Annotated in this window: 17 protein-coding genes; 9 read left to right on the top strand and 8 right to left on the bottom strand. The window is 74.4% G+C overall.

The genetic code is table 11. From position 1 onward, the window contains the following. From ACNF49_RS21420 to ACNF49_RS21440, 5 genes are read left to right on the top strand one after another with little or no spacing between them, the layout of a single operon-like run. Nucleotides 1-918 carry an ADP-ribosylglycohydrolase family protein gene (locus ACNF49_RS21420; protein ID WP_482944786.1) on the top strand — a complete coding sequence of 306 codons (918 nt, stop codon included), beginning with the start codon at nt 1-3 and terminating at the stop codon, nt 916-918. Next, complete coding sequence (locus ACNF49_RS21425) at nt 915-2,054, top strand: ADP-ribosylglycohydrolase family protein (protein ID WP_482944787.1); 1,140 nt, start codon at nt 915-917, stop codon at nt 2,052-2,054. Before ACNF49_RS21420 ends, ACNF49_RS21425 begins: the two co-directional genes overlap by 4 nt. Beyond that, complete coding sequence (locus tag ACNF49_RS21430; protein WP_482944788.1) at nt 2,051-3,391, top strand: ADP-ribosylglycohydrolase family protein; 1,341 nt, start codon at nt 2,051-2,053, stop codon at nt 3,389-3,391. Before ACNF49_RS21425 ends, ACNF49_RS21430 begins: the two co-directional genes overlap by 4 nt. Continuing rightward, entirely contained in the window at nt 3,388-4,281 is an 894-nt protein-coding gene (rbsK, locus tag ACNF49_RS21435; protein WP_357964299.1) for a ribokinase, read from the top strand. Before ACNF49_RS21430 ends, rbsK begins: the two co-directional genes overlap by 4 nt. A gap of 58 nt (nt 4,282-4,339) precedes the next feature. Next, a complete protein-coding gene (locus ACNF49_RS21440) occupies nt 4,340-4,558 on the top strand; it encodes a hypothetical protein (RefSeq protein WP_357964297.1) in 219 nt (72 codons plus the stop codon). 41 nt (nt 4,559-4,599) lie between these two features. On the opposite strand, the gene ACNF49_RS21445 is transcribed toward ACNF49_RS21440, so the two are convergent. Next, entirely contained in the window at nt 4,600-5,301 is a 702-nt protein-coding gene (locus ACNF49_RS21445) for a FadR/GntR family transcriptional regulator (protein ID WP_357964295.1), read from the bottom strand. 202 nt (nt 5,302-5,503) lie between these two features. Here ACNF49_RS21445 and leuA point away from each other — a divergent pair, with 202 nt between their 5' ends. Beyond that, nucleotides 5,504-7,192 carry a 2-isopropylmalate synthase gene (leuA, locus tag ACNF49_RS21450; protein WP_482945559.1) on the top strand — a complete coding sequence of 563 codons (1,689 nt, stop codon included), beginning with the start codon at nt 5,504-5,506 and terminating at the stop codon, nt 7,190-7,192. On the opposite strand, the gene pyrF is transcribed toward leuA, so the two are convergent. After that, on the bottom strand, nt 7,173-7,979 hold the full coding sequence (gene pyrF, locus ACNF49_RS21455) for an orotidine-5'-phosphate decarboxylase (RefSeq protein WP_357964294.1): 807 nt from the start codon (nt 7,977-7,979) through the stop codon (nt 7,173-7,175). The genes leuA and pyrF overlap by 20 nt on opposite strands. Nucleotides 7,980-8,106: 127 nt before the next feature. On the opposite strand from pyrF, the gene ACNF49_RS21460 reads away from it, so the two are divergent. Further along, nucleotides 8,107-8,583 carry a DUF2283 domain-containing protein gene (locus ACNF49_RS21460; protein ID WP_357964292.1) on the top strand — a complete coding sequence of 159 codons (477 nt, stop codon included), beginning with the start codon at nt 8,107-8,109 and terminating at the stop codon, nt 8,581-8,583. Between the two features lie 21 nt (nt 8,584-8,604). Here the strand turns inward: ACNF49_RS21460 and ACNF49_RS21465 are convergent, their stop codons facing one another. After that, nucleotides 8,605-8,988, bottom strand: a complete 384-nt coding sequence (locus ACNF49_RS21465) for a hypothetical protein (RefSeq protein ID WP_357964290.1) — start codon at nt 8,986-8,988, stop codon at nt 8,605-8,607. Between the two features lie 51 nt (nt 8,989-9,039). Here ACNF49_RS21465 and ACNF49_RS21470 point away from each other — a divergent pair, with 51 nt between their 5' ends. Next, nucleotides 9,040-9,843 carry a Cof-type HAD-IIB family hydrolase gene (locus ACNF49_RS21470; RefSeq protein ID WP_482944789.1) on the top strand — a complete coding sequence of 268 codons (804 nt, stop codon included), beginning with the start codon at nt 9,040-9,042 and terminating at the stop codon, nt 9,841-9,843. A 51-nt stretch (nt 9,844-9,894) separates the two neighbouring features. Here the strand turns inward: ACNF49_RS21470 and ACNF49_RS21475 are convergent, their stop codons facing one another. The 5 genes from ACNF49_RS21475 to ACNF49_RS21495 all read right to left on the bottom strand — a co-directional run bounded on the left by ACNF49_RS21475 (nt 9,895) and on the right by ACNF49_RS21495 (nt 11,694). Further along, a complete protein-coding gene (locus tag ACNF49_RS21475; RefSeq protein WP_358001968.1) occupies nt 9,895-10,029 on the bottom strand; it encodes a hypothetical protein in 135 nt (44 codons plus the stop codon). Nucleotides 10,030-10,130: 101 nt separating this feature from the next. Further along, on the bottom strand, nt 10,131-10,538 hold the full coding sequence (locus ACNF49_RS21480; RefSeq protein ID WP_482944790.1) for a YqhA family protein: 408 nt from the start codon (nt 10,536-10,538) through the stop codon (nt 10,131-10,133). Continuing rightward, nucleotides 10,532-10,738, bottom strand: a complete 207-nt coding sequence (locus tag ACNF49_RS21485; RefSeq protein ID WP_482944791.1) for a YqhA family protein — start codon at nt 10,736-10,738, stop codon at nt 10,532-10,534. The genes ACNF49_RS21480 and ACNF49_RS21485 overlap by 7 nt, the downstream gene beginning before the upstream one ends. 296 nt (nt 10,739-11,034) lie before the next feature. Further along, a complete protein-coding gene (locus ACNF49_RS21490) occupies nt 11,035-11,256 on the bottom strand; it encodes a hypothetical protein (protein WP_357964282.1) in 222 nt (73 codons plus the stop codon). 81 nt (nt 11,257-11,337) lie between these two features. Then, a complete protein-coding gene (locus ACNF49_RS21495; RefSeq protein ID WP_357964280.1) occupies nt 11,338-11,694 on the bottom strand; it encodes a winged helix-turn-helix transcriptional regulator in 357 nt (118 codons plus the stop codon). An 89-nt stretch (nt 11,695-11,783) separates the two neighbouring features. On the opposite strand from ACNF49_RS21495, the gene ACNF49_RS21500 reads away from it, so the two are divergent. Beyond that, nucleotides 11,784-12,437: an NADPH-dependent F420 reductase gene (locus ACNF49_RS21500; RefSeq protein ID WP_482944792.1), complete on the top strand. Its 654-nt coding sequence runs from the start codon at nt 11,784-11,786 to the stop codon at nt 12,435-12,437. Nucleotides 12,438-12,446: the final 9 nt, after the last annotated feature.

Genomic DNA, 12,446 nt, shown 5'->3' on the forward strand with positions numbered 1-12,446 from the left:
GTGGGCGACGCCGCCGGCTGGCCCGCGGCCAGGCACCGCGCCGCCCTGCACGCGCCCTGGAGCCGGCGCCTGCACCGCGAGCTGGACGCCTTCGCCGAGGAGCACCGCGTCACCACGCTGCCGGTGCCGTTCGCGCTCAACCAGCCGATCGCGCCGCTGGCCGTCGGGCCGTCCGACGACGCCGAATGGCTGGCCTGGACGTTGCTGACGATCGACCGGCCGCGGGCCGCGGCGTTCCGGGAGCTGACCGGCGTCCGGGCGCGCATCTCGGTGGCCACCGCGCTGGACAACCTGGCCAGGGGCGTCGAGCCGCCGGCCTCCGGGCACGACAACCCCCACCACTTCGACGACGCCGCCGCCGTCCGGGCGGTCGCGTTCGGGGCGCTGGGGAAGGACCCGACCGAGGACGCCCAGGTGACCAACGCGGGCGACGGCCTGCTCGGCGCCCAGGCGATGGCCGCCGCCGTGGCCGCGGCGGTCGCCTCGGGCTCGGTGGGCCAGGCCGTGGAGGCGGCGCTCGCCGTCCTGCCCGCCGACACCGCCATCGGGCACAACGCCCGGGTGGCGCTGGCCGCGGCGCGGAAGGCCGGCGACCCGTTCGGCGCGGTGCCCGCGCTGGACGCCGCGCTGCTCGACCACGTCTACAGCTACGGCGTGGGCGCCGCCCAGACGGTGCCCGTCGCCCTGGCGCTGGCCGAGGCGGCGGGGGGCGACCTGGCCCGCGCCGTCCCGGCCGCCGCCTGCCTGTCGGCGCTCGCCGACTCGGCGCCGGCGCTGACCGGCGCGCTGGCGGGGGCCGCCAGTGGGTACGGCGCGATCCCGGAGGGGTGGCTCGCGCCGGCCCGCACACTGGCGGGCTGCTGCCTGCCGGAGCTGGCGGGCAAGGATCTGATCAAACTGACGAAAGGAATCGCATGACGCCGCTTGAGGACAGGGCCACTGGCTGCGTGGCGGGGGCGGCGGTCGGTGACGCGCTGGGCGGCGCCACCGAGGGCTGGACTCCCGAACAGATCGTGGAGCGGTACGGGGGCCGCGTCGAGGGCATCGTGCCGCCGTACAACGAGGACTGGCGCAACGCCCGGCCGATCGCGCCGTACCACAAGGGCGACGGGCACATCACCGACGACACCCTGATGACGCACGCCCTGATCCGCGTGTACGAGAAGGCCGGCGGGCACCTGGGGGCGTACTCCATGGCCGACCACCTCGTGCCGGAGCTGATGGGCGAGCGGCGGTGGATCCCCGAGCTGGAGGCCGAGGCGCTGCCGCTGCAGCGGATCTTCCTGGCCGAGAAGTGGATCGTGGCCCGCCTGCACTACGGGCACGTCGACCCGCGCGAGGCCGGCGTCGGTAACATCGTCAACTGCGGCGCGGCCATGTACGTCGCGCCCGTCGGCATCGTCAACGCCGCCGACCCCGACGCCGCCTACGCCGAGGCCGTCGACCTGGCCGGGGCCCACCAGTCCAGCTACGGACGCGAGGCGGCCGGCGTGATGGCCGCCGCCGTCGCCGAGGCCATGCGGCCGGGCGCCACGGTCGACTCCGTGGTCGCCGCCTGCCTGCGCCTGGCCAAGGACGGCACCCGCGCCGCCATCGAGGCGGTCTGCGAGGCCGCGGCCGGCGTCGGCCACTGGGACGGCTCCTTCGAGCTGCTGCGCGCCGCCGTACGGCCCTTCGACACGGTCGCCGACACCTACCGCGACCAGGGGCTCGGCGCGCGCCGGCCGAGCCGGGTGCACAGCATCGAGGAGCTGCCGCTGGCGCTGGGGTTCCTGGTCGCGGCCAAGGGCGACTTCCGCGACACCGTGCTCGGCGGCGTGAACTACGGCCGCGACGCCGACTCGATCGCCTCCATGGGCGGAGCGATCGCGGGCGCCCTCGGGGGGCTGTCCGCGGTGCCCGCGCAGTGGGTGGAGCAGGTGGGGGCGGCCAGCCGTACCGACCTGGTCGCGCCCGGCCTGGCCATCGCCGAGGTGGCGCGCCGGGTGCACGCCGACGACCTGGCGCGGCGGCGCGCCCACGAGGCCGCCTTCGCCGAGCTGGACGCTCGATGATCAGGCTCACCTGGGTCCAGCCGGAGGACCTGGTCGGCCACGAGCTGCGCCAGGCCGGCGAGGACGGCAGGGGCGACCTGCCGCGGGTGCGCGAGCTGGCCGGAAGGTGGCACGCGGCGGGAGGTCACGACGCCCCGCCGCGCGCCGGCGCCTCCGAGGCCGCCGCCGCCCGGCTGCGTCCCCTGGCCGAGAGCCTGCTGGACGAGCTGGCCGCGATCCCGTCGCCGCTGGATGAGCCCTCCGAGCTGGACGCCATCGTCGCCGCCTGCCCCGACTGGCCCTCGGCCGGGACCGCGGCGAAGGCGGACCCGGTACGGCTGCTGGGCGCCTGGCAGGGACGGGCGGCCGGCTGCGTGCTGGGCAAGCCGGTGGAGAAGATCCCGCGCGCGGGCATCAGGCAGATCGCCGAGGCCACCGGCAACTGGCCCGTCACCGGCTGGTTCACCGCCGAGGGCCTGCCGGAGGAGATCGCGCGCAGGTGGCCGTGGAACCGGCGCAGCGCGGTCAACTCCCTGGCCGAGAACATCGACGGCATCCCCGAGGACGACGACCTCAACTACCCGCTGCTGGCGCTGTCCGTCCTGGAGCGCCACGGCCGCGGCTTCACCACCGAGGACGTCGCCAAGCTGTGGCTGGACGAGCTGCCGGCCGGCCGCACGTTCACCGCCGAGCGGGTCGCCTACCGCAACCTGCTCGACGGCTTCGAGCCGCCGGAGACGGCCACCCGCCGCAACCCGTTCCGCGAGTGGATCGGCGCCTTCATCAGGACGGACGTCTACGGCTGGGCCAACCCCGGCGACCCCGCCACGGCCGCCGAGCTGGCCTGGCGCGACGCCCGGCTGACCCACACGGCCAACGGGATCTACGGCGCGATGTTCGTCGCGGCCATGTGCGCCGCCTCCCTGGTCGCCGGCTCCGCGCGGGAGGCCGTCGAGGTGGGCCTGTCGGTCGTGCCGCGCGGCTCCCGCCTGCACGAGGCGGTCGGCCTGGCCGTCGCCGACGCCGCCCGCGAGCCGGACTTCGAGCGTGTCATCGACCTGCTGCACCAGCGGCATGGCACGCTGCACTGGGTGCACACGATCAACAACGCCGCGCTGGTCGCCGCCACGCTGATCCACGGCGCGGGCGACTTCACCGCCACGATCGCGGGCGCGGTCGCCGGCGGCTGGGACACCGACTCGGCCGGGGCCACGGCGGGGTCCGTGGCGGGCGCGCTGAACGGCGGCGTGCCGGACCGCTGGCTCATGCGCGACAGCCTGGCCAGCAGCCTGACCGGCTTCGACGGGGTGGGCCTCGGCGAACTGGCGCGACGTACTCAGGAGATGATGGCCTCATGATCTCGGTTTTCGGCAGCGCCAACATGGACCTCGTCGCGTACGTCTCCCAAGCCCCCAAACGGGGCGAGACGGTCACCGGTCACCGGTTCCGGACCGTGCCCGGCGGCAAGGGCGCCAACCAGGCCATCGCCGCGGCTCGCGCCGGGGCGCAGGTGGCCTTCCTGGGCGCGGTCGGCGACGACGCCTTCGGGGCCGAGATGCGCTCCACCCTGGCCGAGGCCGGCGTGGACGTCCGCGGGCTGCGCCAGGTGCCCGGCCCCAGCGGCATCGCGCACATCGTGGTCGACGACGCCGGCGGCAACTCGATCATCGTCGTGCCCGGCGCGAACGGCACCGTGACCGGGCCGTCCGGCGGCGACCTGGCCACGATCGCCGGGTCGCGGGCCCTGCTGCTCCAGCTCGAACTGCCCATGGAGGCGGTCGTGGCCGCCGCGGAGGCGGCCCGGGTCTCCGGGGTGCCCGCCGTCCTGACCCCGGCGCCCGCGCAGCCGCTGCCCGACGAGCTGCTCGACGCGGTCACCATGATCGTCCCGAACGAGCACGAGGCCGCCGACATCACCGGCCAGGCCGACCCCGACGCCGCCCTCGACGCGCTTCTCGAACGCGTCGAGGAGGCCGTCATCACGCTGGGCTCGCGGGGCGCACTCTACGGCTCGCGCTCGGGGGAGCGGCTGCGGGTGCCCGCGATCGAGGTGAAGGCCGTGGACACCACGGCCGCCGGTGACACGTTCGTCGGCGCGCTGGCGGTCGCGCGGGCCGAGGGCCTGGCGCCGGCCGAGGCGCTGCGCTTCGCCTCGGTGGCGGCGGCGCTGTCGGTGCAGCGGGCGGGCGCCAGCACCTCGATGCCGGTCAGGGCCGAGATCGAGGACGCGCTGCGGGAGCTGTCCTAGCCCGTCCCTTGACGTCCGGCCGGGCGTCAGGGGACGCCGTCACGGGCAGGTGGGGGCCATGAGCCAGAAGCCCGACGACCTGCCCGCGGCGGTGGGAGGCGTGGACGGGGAGAGCGACGTGGTCGCCGAGCGGTCCGCCTCGGGATCGCCCAGGACCCGCCGCCCGCTGTCCGCGGACCCGCCCGACGAGCAGGAGGAGCCCACCCCGGAGGAGCCGCCCGAGGAGGACGACGAAGGCGAGGACGTCATCCGCCCCGACGCCGGCCCCACCGCCTGATCTGCCCGCCTGACCCACCCGCCGCGACCGGCTCCCGGCGGTCACAGGGCGCCGGGTTTCGTGTGCAGCCGGGCGAGGGTCTGCTCCAGCTCGGCCTGCAACAGGTCGCCGGCCGCCGCCGCGTCGCCGTCGCGGACCGCCGCCACCAGCGCGGCGTGCGCGTCGTGCCCCGGGTTGCGGTCGTGCTCGCGCAGCTCCAGCAGCTCCACCATGTCGATCAGCCCCTCCCGCAACGCCGGCGCGAACTCGGCGAACAGGTCCGTGAGCACCGGGTTTCCCGCCGCCGCCACGACCGCCGCGTGCAGCGCGATGTCGGCGTCGACGAACGCCGCGTCGTCCTCGCCCGCCGCCCGCTCGCGGGCCCGGAGCGCGGCCTCCATCGCCGCCACGTCCTCGTCGGTACGCCGGGCCGCCGCCAGCCTGGCCGCCTGGGTCTCGACGACCATGCGGACCTCGTACACGTCGGTGATCGCGGCCCGCCGCAGCCGCGCGGGCCAGTCCTCGGCCGGCTCCGCGGCGATGACGAACACGCCCGAGCCCTGACGTGCCCGCACCAGCCCCGCCCCGGCCAGCGCCCGCAGGGCCTCGCGGACCGTGGACCGGCCCACCCCGAGCGTCTTGGCCAGCGCGTTCTCGCCGGGCAGGCGGGTGCCGACCGGCCAGTGGCCCTCGGTGATCTGCTCGCGCAGGTGCTGGACGGCCTGGTCGACCAGGGGACTGCGGCGGAGGGCGCCGAGCGGCATGCGTACCTCTCAGGTTGTCTGAGGACCTGTGTTGTGGTTAGTGTAGCCGCCATGTCGTCGTACGGTCTCCTTCTTCTCGGCCGCCGCGGCGGGGCCTGACCGGACCGGCACCCCGCCGCGGCGTGCGAGGTGCTGCCGGTCGTCCGACCGCCGAAGAAGGAACGAAGACGTGTACGAATGGAACCGGCAGCGCCCCAGCGCGATGCCCTCCCACCGCTACCGGCCCGCCCACGAGCGGGTCGAGGTGCCCCTGACCAGAGAGCGCGCCTGGCCCACGCGCCGCATCACCACCGCCCCCCTCTGGGTGCCGGTCGACCTGCGCGACGGGAACCAGGCGCTGGCCGAGCCGATGGACCCGGCGCGCAAGCGCCGCCTGTTCGACCTCCAGGTGCGCATGGGCTTCAAGGAGATCGAGGTCGGCTACCCGTCGGCCAGCAGGCTCGACTTCGACTTCCTCAGGGAGCTGGCCGAGCCCGGCGCGGTGCCCGAGGACGTGACCGTGGTGGCCTTCACCGCCGCCCGGCAGGACCTGATCGAGCGCACCTTCGAGTCGATCCGCGGCCTGCCCGACGTGGTCGTGCACCTCTACACCGCGACCGCGCCCACCTGGCGGAACGTGGTGCTCGGCCACGACCGCGACACCCTGCGCAAGCTCATCCTGGACGCGGCCGGCCAGGTCGCCCGGCTGGCCGACGGGCTCCCGGTGCGCTTCGAGTTCTCGCCCGAGGTGTTCAACCTCACCGAGCCCGACTACGTGCTGGAGGTCTGCAACGACCTGACCGCCCTCTGGGACGCCTCCCCGGACCGCCCGGTGATCCACAACCTGCCGGCGACCGTCGAGATGTCCACCCCCAACGTGTACGCCGACCAGATCGAGTACATGCACCGCCACCTCGACCGCCGCGACTCGGTGATCCTGTCGGTGCACCCGCACAACGACCGCGGCACCGGCGTGGCCTGCGCCGAGCTGGCCGTGCTCGCCGGGGCGCAGCGGGTGGAGGGCTGCCTGTTCGGCAACGGCGAGCGCACCGGCAACGTCGACCTGGTGACCCTCGCGCTCAACCTGCACTCCCAGGGCGTCGACCCGATGATCGACTTCTCCGGCATCGACGAGATCCGGCGCGTCGTCGAGCACTGCAACCGCCTGCCCGTGCACGACCGCCACCCCTACGCCGGCGACCTGGTCTACACCGCCTTCTCCGGCACCCACCAGGACGCCATCGGCAAGGGCCCGGCCCACCACGCCGCGCGGGCCGCCGAGCTGGGCGTGCCGCCGGAGCGGGCGCCGTGGGAGGTGCCGTACCTGCCCATCGACCCGGCCGATGTGGGGCGCGACTACCAGGCGGTCATCCGGGTCAACAGCCAGTCGGGCAAGGGCGGCATCGCGTACCTGCTGGGCGCCCGCCACGGCCTCGACCTGCCGCGCCGCCTGCAGATCGACTTCTCCGCGGCGGTGCAGCGGGCCACCGACGACAGCGGCGAGGAGATCACCGCCGACGAGTTGTGGGCGCTCTTCCACGCCACCTACATCGCGCCCGGCGAGCGCGCCGGGTTCGCCTCCTGGCGCACGGCCGAGACCGCGCCGGGGACGCACGAGTTCGAGGGCGTCCTCGACTCGGGGCGGGTGCTGCGCGGCACCGGCAACGGGCCGCTGTCCGCGCTGACCGCCGCGCTGGCCGAGGACGGCGTCGAGGTCGACGTCCTGCACTACGCCGAGCACGCCGTGGACCCGGGGACGGGCAGCAGCGCCGTCGCGTACGTGGAGGCCCGGGTCGGTGGAGCGGCCGGCGGCGTGACCGGCTGGGGCGCCGGTCAGGACACCTCCGTGCTCACCGCGTCGGTACGGGCGGTGCTGGCCGCCGTCGACCGGCTCAGTACGTCAGGTACATGACGCACTCGTCCCGGTACTGCAGGGTCCTCGACCGCAGCCGTCGCGGGTCGGCCAGCACGGCCCGGGAGACCGACGGCACGACGGAGCCGCGTACCGGGGCGAACAGCCGGGCCACGTCGGCGGGTGAGGCGCCCTGCGCGCCGAGCCCCGGCGCCAGGATCGGGCCGTTGAGGTCGGCCAGGGAGTGGTCGAGCGCGGGCAGCGTGGCCCCCATGACCACTCCCACCGGCCCGAACGGCTCGTGGCCCGCGTTGGCCGCGGCGGCCCCGGCGATCACCAGGTCGGCCACCCGCTGCTGCAGCCCGGCCGCCGCCGGGTTGGAGGTGCGGGCCAGGACGAAGACGCCGGCGTCGTTGGCCACCGCCGAGGTGATCGCCACCTCCAGCGAGCCGAACCCCAGGTAGGGGCTGAGCGTCACCGCGTCGGCGGCCAGCGGGCTGCCCCGGTCGAGGTAGGCCTCGGCGTAGGCGGCCATCGTGGTGTCGACGTCGCCGCGCTTGGCGTCGAGCAGCACCAGCGTGCCGGCCTCGCGCAGGTCGGCGATGGTGCGTTCGAGGACGGCGACGCCACGGCTGCCCCAGCGCTCGAAGAAGGCCGACTGCGGCTTGACCACGGCGGCCACGTCGCTGATCGTGTCGGCCACCGTGCGGCTGAAGCGCTCGAGGCCGCCCGGTGAGTCGTCGAGGCCCCAGGCGTCGAGCAACGCCGGGCTCGGATCGATGCCCACACAGAGCGGGCCGAATTTGTCCAGCCTGGCACGCAGGCGTGTGCCGAACGACTCGTTCATCTAGGCCCCCTTGCGACCCTAACGCACACTAACCCGCCGCCGCCGGAACCCGGAACGCATCGGCCCCGGATGATATGGCTCGCGGCGCGGGTCTTCCGGAAGCGGGCGCCTGGGTAGATCATGCGGCATGTACGAGATCGCCCAGCGGGTGCTGGTGCTGGAGACCGTCCCGCCGCGCGAGGTGACCGTCGCCGTCGGCATGCCGTACGAGGAGGCGGGGGAGTGGGCGTGCCCGTACCGGGTCGACGGGCTGGCCGGGTGGGAGCACGAGCGCCGGGCGACCGGGCGCGACTCCCTGGAGGCGGTCGAGGTGGCGCTGGCCATGGTCCGGGCGGCGCTGGCCGGCTCGCACGAGGCCAAGGAGGGCCTGCTGCAGCCGGACGACGCCCCGCCGGACCGCCAGCTCACCCGGACCGTGTACGTCACCTGGGACAAAGGACAAGACATCGCCTACATCGCGATGAAGCACGAAATAGTGCCAGGTGAGGCGGTACGGCAGACCGTCTCGGAGGACGTCGTCCTCGACTACAGCGCCTCGGGCGACCTGCTCGGCCTGGAGCTCCTCAACGCCGCCACCCGCCTCCCCGCCGAGATGCGCCTCTGACAGCTCCGGACGCGCGGCCGCTCAGCCCGTCAGCAGCCAGCGCCAGCGCGGCAGTTCCAGCACCACCGTGACCACCGCCAGCACCGTGACCGCCGCCGCCACGGCCGCGTGCCAGGCCACCCACGCCGCCGCCACCGCCACCACGAGCTGGAGGGCGACCAGCCCGACGGTCACGAACCCGGGCACGGCGACCAGCACGCCCCGCTTGTCGCCCGGCGTGGCGAACACCGACGGCAGCCCGATCAGCACCACGACCGACAACACGGCCTGCCACACCGACCCGGGAAGCAGCGCCCACGGCGCCGCGACCCAGGCGACCAGCTCCGACGCGAAACGGAAGACGGAGGCGACCCGGTCGTCCGGACGCGGCCCGGACCGGGCGAAACGCCCCGAGTTGGAGGACACGAGGGCACCCTACTCCTGAGCCCCTTCCGGCCAGGATCTACGGTAGGGGGCGTGACCTCCGCGACCCCGCCCCGCATCGTGGCCACCGATCTCGACGGCACCCTCCTGACCTCCGACGGCGTCGTCTCCCCACGCACCCGGCGGGCCCTGGGCCTGGCCCGCTCCGCCGGAGCGGAGGTCGTCTTCGTCACCGCCCGCCCGCCGCGCTCCATCCACGCCATCGCCGGACAGGCGGGCCTGACCGGCCTGGCGATCTGCAGCAACGGCGCCCTGCTGTACGACCTGGCCGCCGCGGAGATCGTCGCCAGCCGCACGATCGAGCCGCAGGCCGCCAGGAAGGTCGCCGACAGCCTGGCCGCGGCCCTGCCCGGGGCGGCGTTCGCCGTCGAGACCGGCACGGGCGTGCTCACCGAGTCCGGCTACACCAGGCGGGTCGCGCACGACGTGCGGCACTACCGGGAGGTGGTCTCGGCGTGCGAGGCCGGCGAGCCGATCGTCAAGCTGCTGGTGCTCTCGCCCGCGCACACCGTCGACGAGATGTCGGCCGTCGCGGCGGCGGCCGTGGGGGAGCTGGCCGAGGTCACCCACTCCGGGGTGCCGGGGCTCCTGGAGGTCAGCGCCCTGGGCGTGACCAAGGCGGGCATGCTGGCCGAGCTGTGCCTGGCGCGCGGCGTCGAGCCCGCCGAGGTGGTGGCGTTCGGCGACATGCCCAACGACCTGGCCGTGCTGGCCTTCGCCGGGGCCGGTTACGCGATGGCCAACGCGCACCCGCTGGTGCTGGCCGCGGCCGGGCACCGTACGTCCTCCAACGACGACGACGGCGTGGCCGAGGTCCTCGAACGCCTCTACGGCTGACCCGGCCGGGGTCCGGCGCCCGCCCGCCCCCGCGGGCGGGCGCCGGGGATCTCAGGCGTCGTCGTCCGACACCCGGGACGTGCCCTCGCATCCGGCGGGGGCGCCGCTCAGCACCGGCAGCAGGCCGCCGCAGGTGCTCACCGGGAGCGACACCGGCTCGACGATCTCGTCGTTGAAGACGACCACGTCGCCGATGAGCGGACGCGGCCCCTGGGCGGGCGCCGCGGCCGAGGCGTACGCCGGCGCCGCGCCGGCCAGCAGACCCGCGCCGGCCAGCAGCCCGATCGCTAGGCGGCGGCGACCCGCTCCTGCGCGACGCCGCCGGGCTGCTGGTCCCGATGCGCCTGCTGGACGTGCCGCCCGCCCGCCATGATCCGATCCATCACGGCCAGTGCCAGCGCCGAGACCACGAAGGTGAGATGGATCAGTGTTTTCCATACGAGTTCCCTGTCGGTGATGGCCGGCCGGGCGGCGTTGATGAAGATCTGCAGGAGGTGCACCCCCGAGATCCCGATGATCGCCATGGCCAGCTTGACTTTGAGGACGTTTGCGTTGACATGGGACAACCACTCCGGCTGATCGGGATGGCCGTCGATGCGCAGCCGCGAGACGAAGGTCTCGTAGCCGCCGATGATGACCATGATCAGCAGGTTCGAGACCATCACGACGTCGACGAGCCCGAGGACGATCAGCATGATGGTGGTCTCCGGGGGTTGCCGCCGAACCCGAGTTCGACCAGGTGGGCGAGTTCGACCATGAACCGCCACACGTAGACGATCTGGGCCACGATCAGCCCGAGGTAGAGCGGCGCCTGTATCCACCGGCTGAGGAACATGACGTAGCCGATGTGCTCCAGCGTGCTCCGCGGCCGGGGAGCGGACTCGGACTCGGCCACGGTCAACTGTGGTGGCCTCACTACGACGTGAAGATGTTGACCCGGTCGACGATGGCCTGGACATTGATGTTCCCCGGATCGTTTCGGCCCCCTGACCCGAGGGCGATTGGGGGAACGGCGGCCGCCGCCGCCAGAGCGAGGACCGCTGCGCTGGTCAGGATTCGGAACTTCAATGGGGACTCCTCGACTGCTGCTGGTCGGGCACGGGGATTGCGCTGTCGGAGCTGTCGGAGGGGGAGGGCCGGTGGCGGGGGTGCGACGTGGCTCGCCGCACCGCCCGCGCGGTGGCCGGCGGGTCAGGGATGCAGGCAGCCCGCCGCGGGGATCTCGGCCGGCGCCTGGGGGGCCGCCGGGTCCACCAGGGCGGCCAGGCCCGCGGCGGCCTCGGCCGCGCACGGGACGGCGGTGGCGGGATCGACGACGGCGTGGGCGGGCGCCGCGAAGAGGGCCGCGGCGAGGGTCGCGGCGGTCAGCGCGCCCCCGATGACGGCGGCGCGGCGGCGTTGGACGTCAGGCATGAGTACCTCCTGGGGATGGTGGGAACAACCACCGACTTGCTACCCAGAGTAATTACTCAGTAACGCAGCGTTAAAGAATCCTCATGAAGCGGGGGAGTCCGCCCCCGTCCACCGGTCCTGGGCGTCCATGACGTCCTCGGCGTGGTCGTGGGCCCACACGCCGAACGCCTCGATCGGGCCCAGCAGGGAGCGGCCCAGGTCGGTCAGCGCGTACTCGACGCGGGGCGGGGCCTCGGCGTAGGCCCGGCGGGTGACCAGCCCGTTGAACTCCAGGCGGCGCAGCGTCTCGGTGAGCACCTTGGGGCTGATCCCGCCGATCTGCGCGCGCAGCTCCCCTGGACGGCACGGGCCGTGGCGCAGCGACCAGACGACGACCGCGTTCCAGGTGTTGGCGATCAGGTCGAAGGCCAGTCTGGCCTGGCAGTCGGCGAGGAACACGTAACGCCTCCGATAGGCACCGATCGGTGCATGACGGGATTTCTAGAGTCCATGTCCTAGTAAAGCCCTTTCACCTCACGGAGGACGACATGAAGATCGGGATCCTGGGCGCCGGCGGCATGGCCGACGCGCTCGGCACGCAGTGGATCAGGACCGGGCACGAGGTGACGGTCAGCGGACGCGACACCGAGCGTGTCCGTGCCCGCGCGGAGAGCATGAACGCCCAGGCCGGCCGCCCGGGTGCGCGGCCGGGGAGCTGGGCGGAGGCGGCCGCGTCCGGGGAGGTCGTGATGGTGGGCGTCCGGGAGGCGGGGCTGGGCGACGTGCTGGCCGCCGCCGGCCCGGCCCTGCGCGGCAAGCCGATCATCGACGTGACGAACGCCGCCGCTCCCGACAGGTACGACGTCACGCGTCCGCTCGCCCGCCGGATCGCCGACCTCACGGGCGGGCACGTGGTGAAGGCGTTCAACCTGTGCCACGTGGACGTGTGGCGGATGACGCCGCCCGTGTTCGGCGGACGCCCGCTGGCGGTGCCCCTGTGCGGCGACGACGCCCAGGCGCTCGACCTGGTCCGGGGCCTGGTCCGCGATCTGGGCTGCACCCCGCTGGACGGCGGCGGCCTCGACCGGGCCGTCCAGCTGGAGGCGACGGCCGCGTTCGTGATCGGGCTCTGGTTCGGCGGCGCGGACGCCCAGGCGATCCTGCCCCCGCTGGCCTCCTCGGGGGCGCACGACCCGGCGTGAGCGTACGAC

Source organism: Actinomadura sp. ATCC 39365 (genome assembly GCF_054392275.1).

What these genes read in the sequence shown, in the direction of transcription:
- pyrF (WP_357964294.1), bottom strand. Translation starts at nt 7,979, where the DNA reads ATGAACGAGTCGTTCGGCACACGCCTGCGTGCCAGGCTGGACAAATTC.
- ACNF49_RS21425 (WP_482944787.1), top strand. Translation starts at nt 915, where the DNA reads ATGACGCCGCTTGAGGACAGGGCCACTGGCTGCGTGGCGGGGGCGGCG.
- ACNF49_RS21430 (WP_482944788.1), top strand. Translation starts at nt 2,051, where the DNA reads ATGATCAGGCTCACCTGGGTCCAGCCGGAGGACCTGGTCGGCCACGAG.
- rbsK (WP_357964299.1), top strand. Translation starts at nt 3,388, where the DNA reads ATGATCTCGGTTTTCGGCAGCGCCAACATGGACCTCGTCGCGTACGTC.
- ACNF49_RS21460 (WP_357964292.1), top strand. Translation starts at nt 8,107, where the DNA reads ATGTACGAGATCGCCCAGCGGGTGCTGGTGCTGGAGACCGTCCCGCCG.
- ACNF49_RS21480 (WP_482944790.1), bottom strand. Translation starts at nt 10,538, where the DNA reads ATGCTGATCGTCCTCGGGCTCGTCGACGTCGTGATGGTCTCGAACCTG.
- ACNF49_RS21500 (WP_482944792.1), top strand. Translation starts at nt 11,784, where the DNA reads ATGAAGATCGGGATCCTGGGCGCCGGCGGCATGGCCGACGCGCTCGGC.
- ACNF49_RS21440 (WP_357964297.1), top strand. Translation starts at nt 4,340, where the DNA reads ATGAGCCAGAAGCCCGACGACCTGCCCGCGGCGGTGGGAGGCGTGGAC.
- ACNF49_RS21445 (WP_357964295.1), bottom strand. Translation starts at nt 5,301, where the DNA reads ATGCCGCTCGGCGCCCTCCGCCGCAGTCCCCTGGTCGACCAGGCCGTC.
- leuA (WP_482945559.1), top strand. Translation starts at nt 5,504, where the DNA reads ATGCCCTCCCACCGCTACCGGCCCGCCCACGAGCGGGTCGAGGTGCCC.
- ACNF49_RS21490 (WP_357964282.1), bottom strand. Translation starts at nt 11,256, where the DNA reads ATGCCTGACGTCCAACGCCGCCGCGCCGCCGTCATCGGGGGCGCGCTG.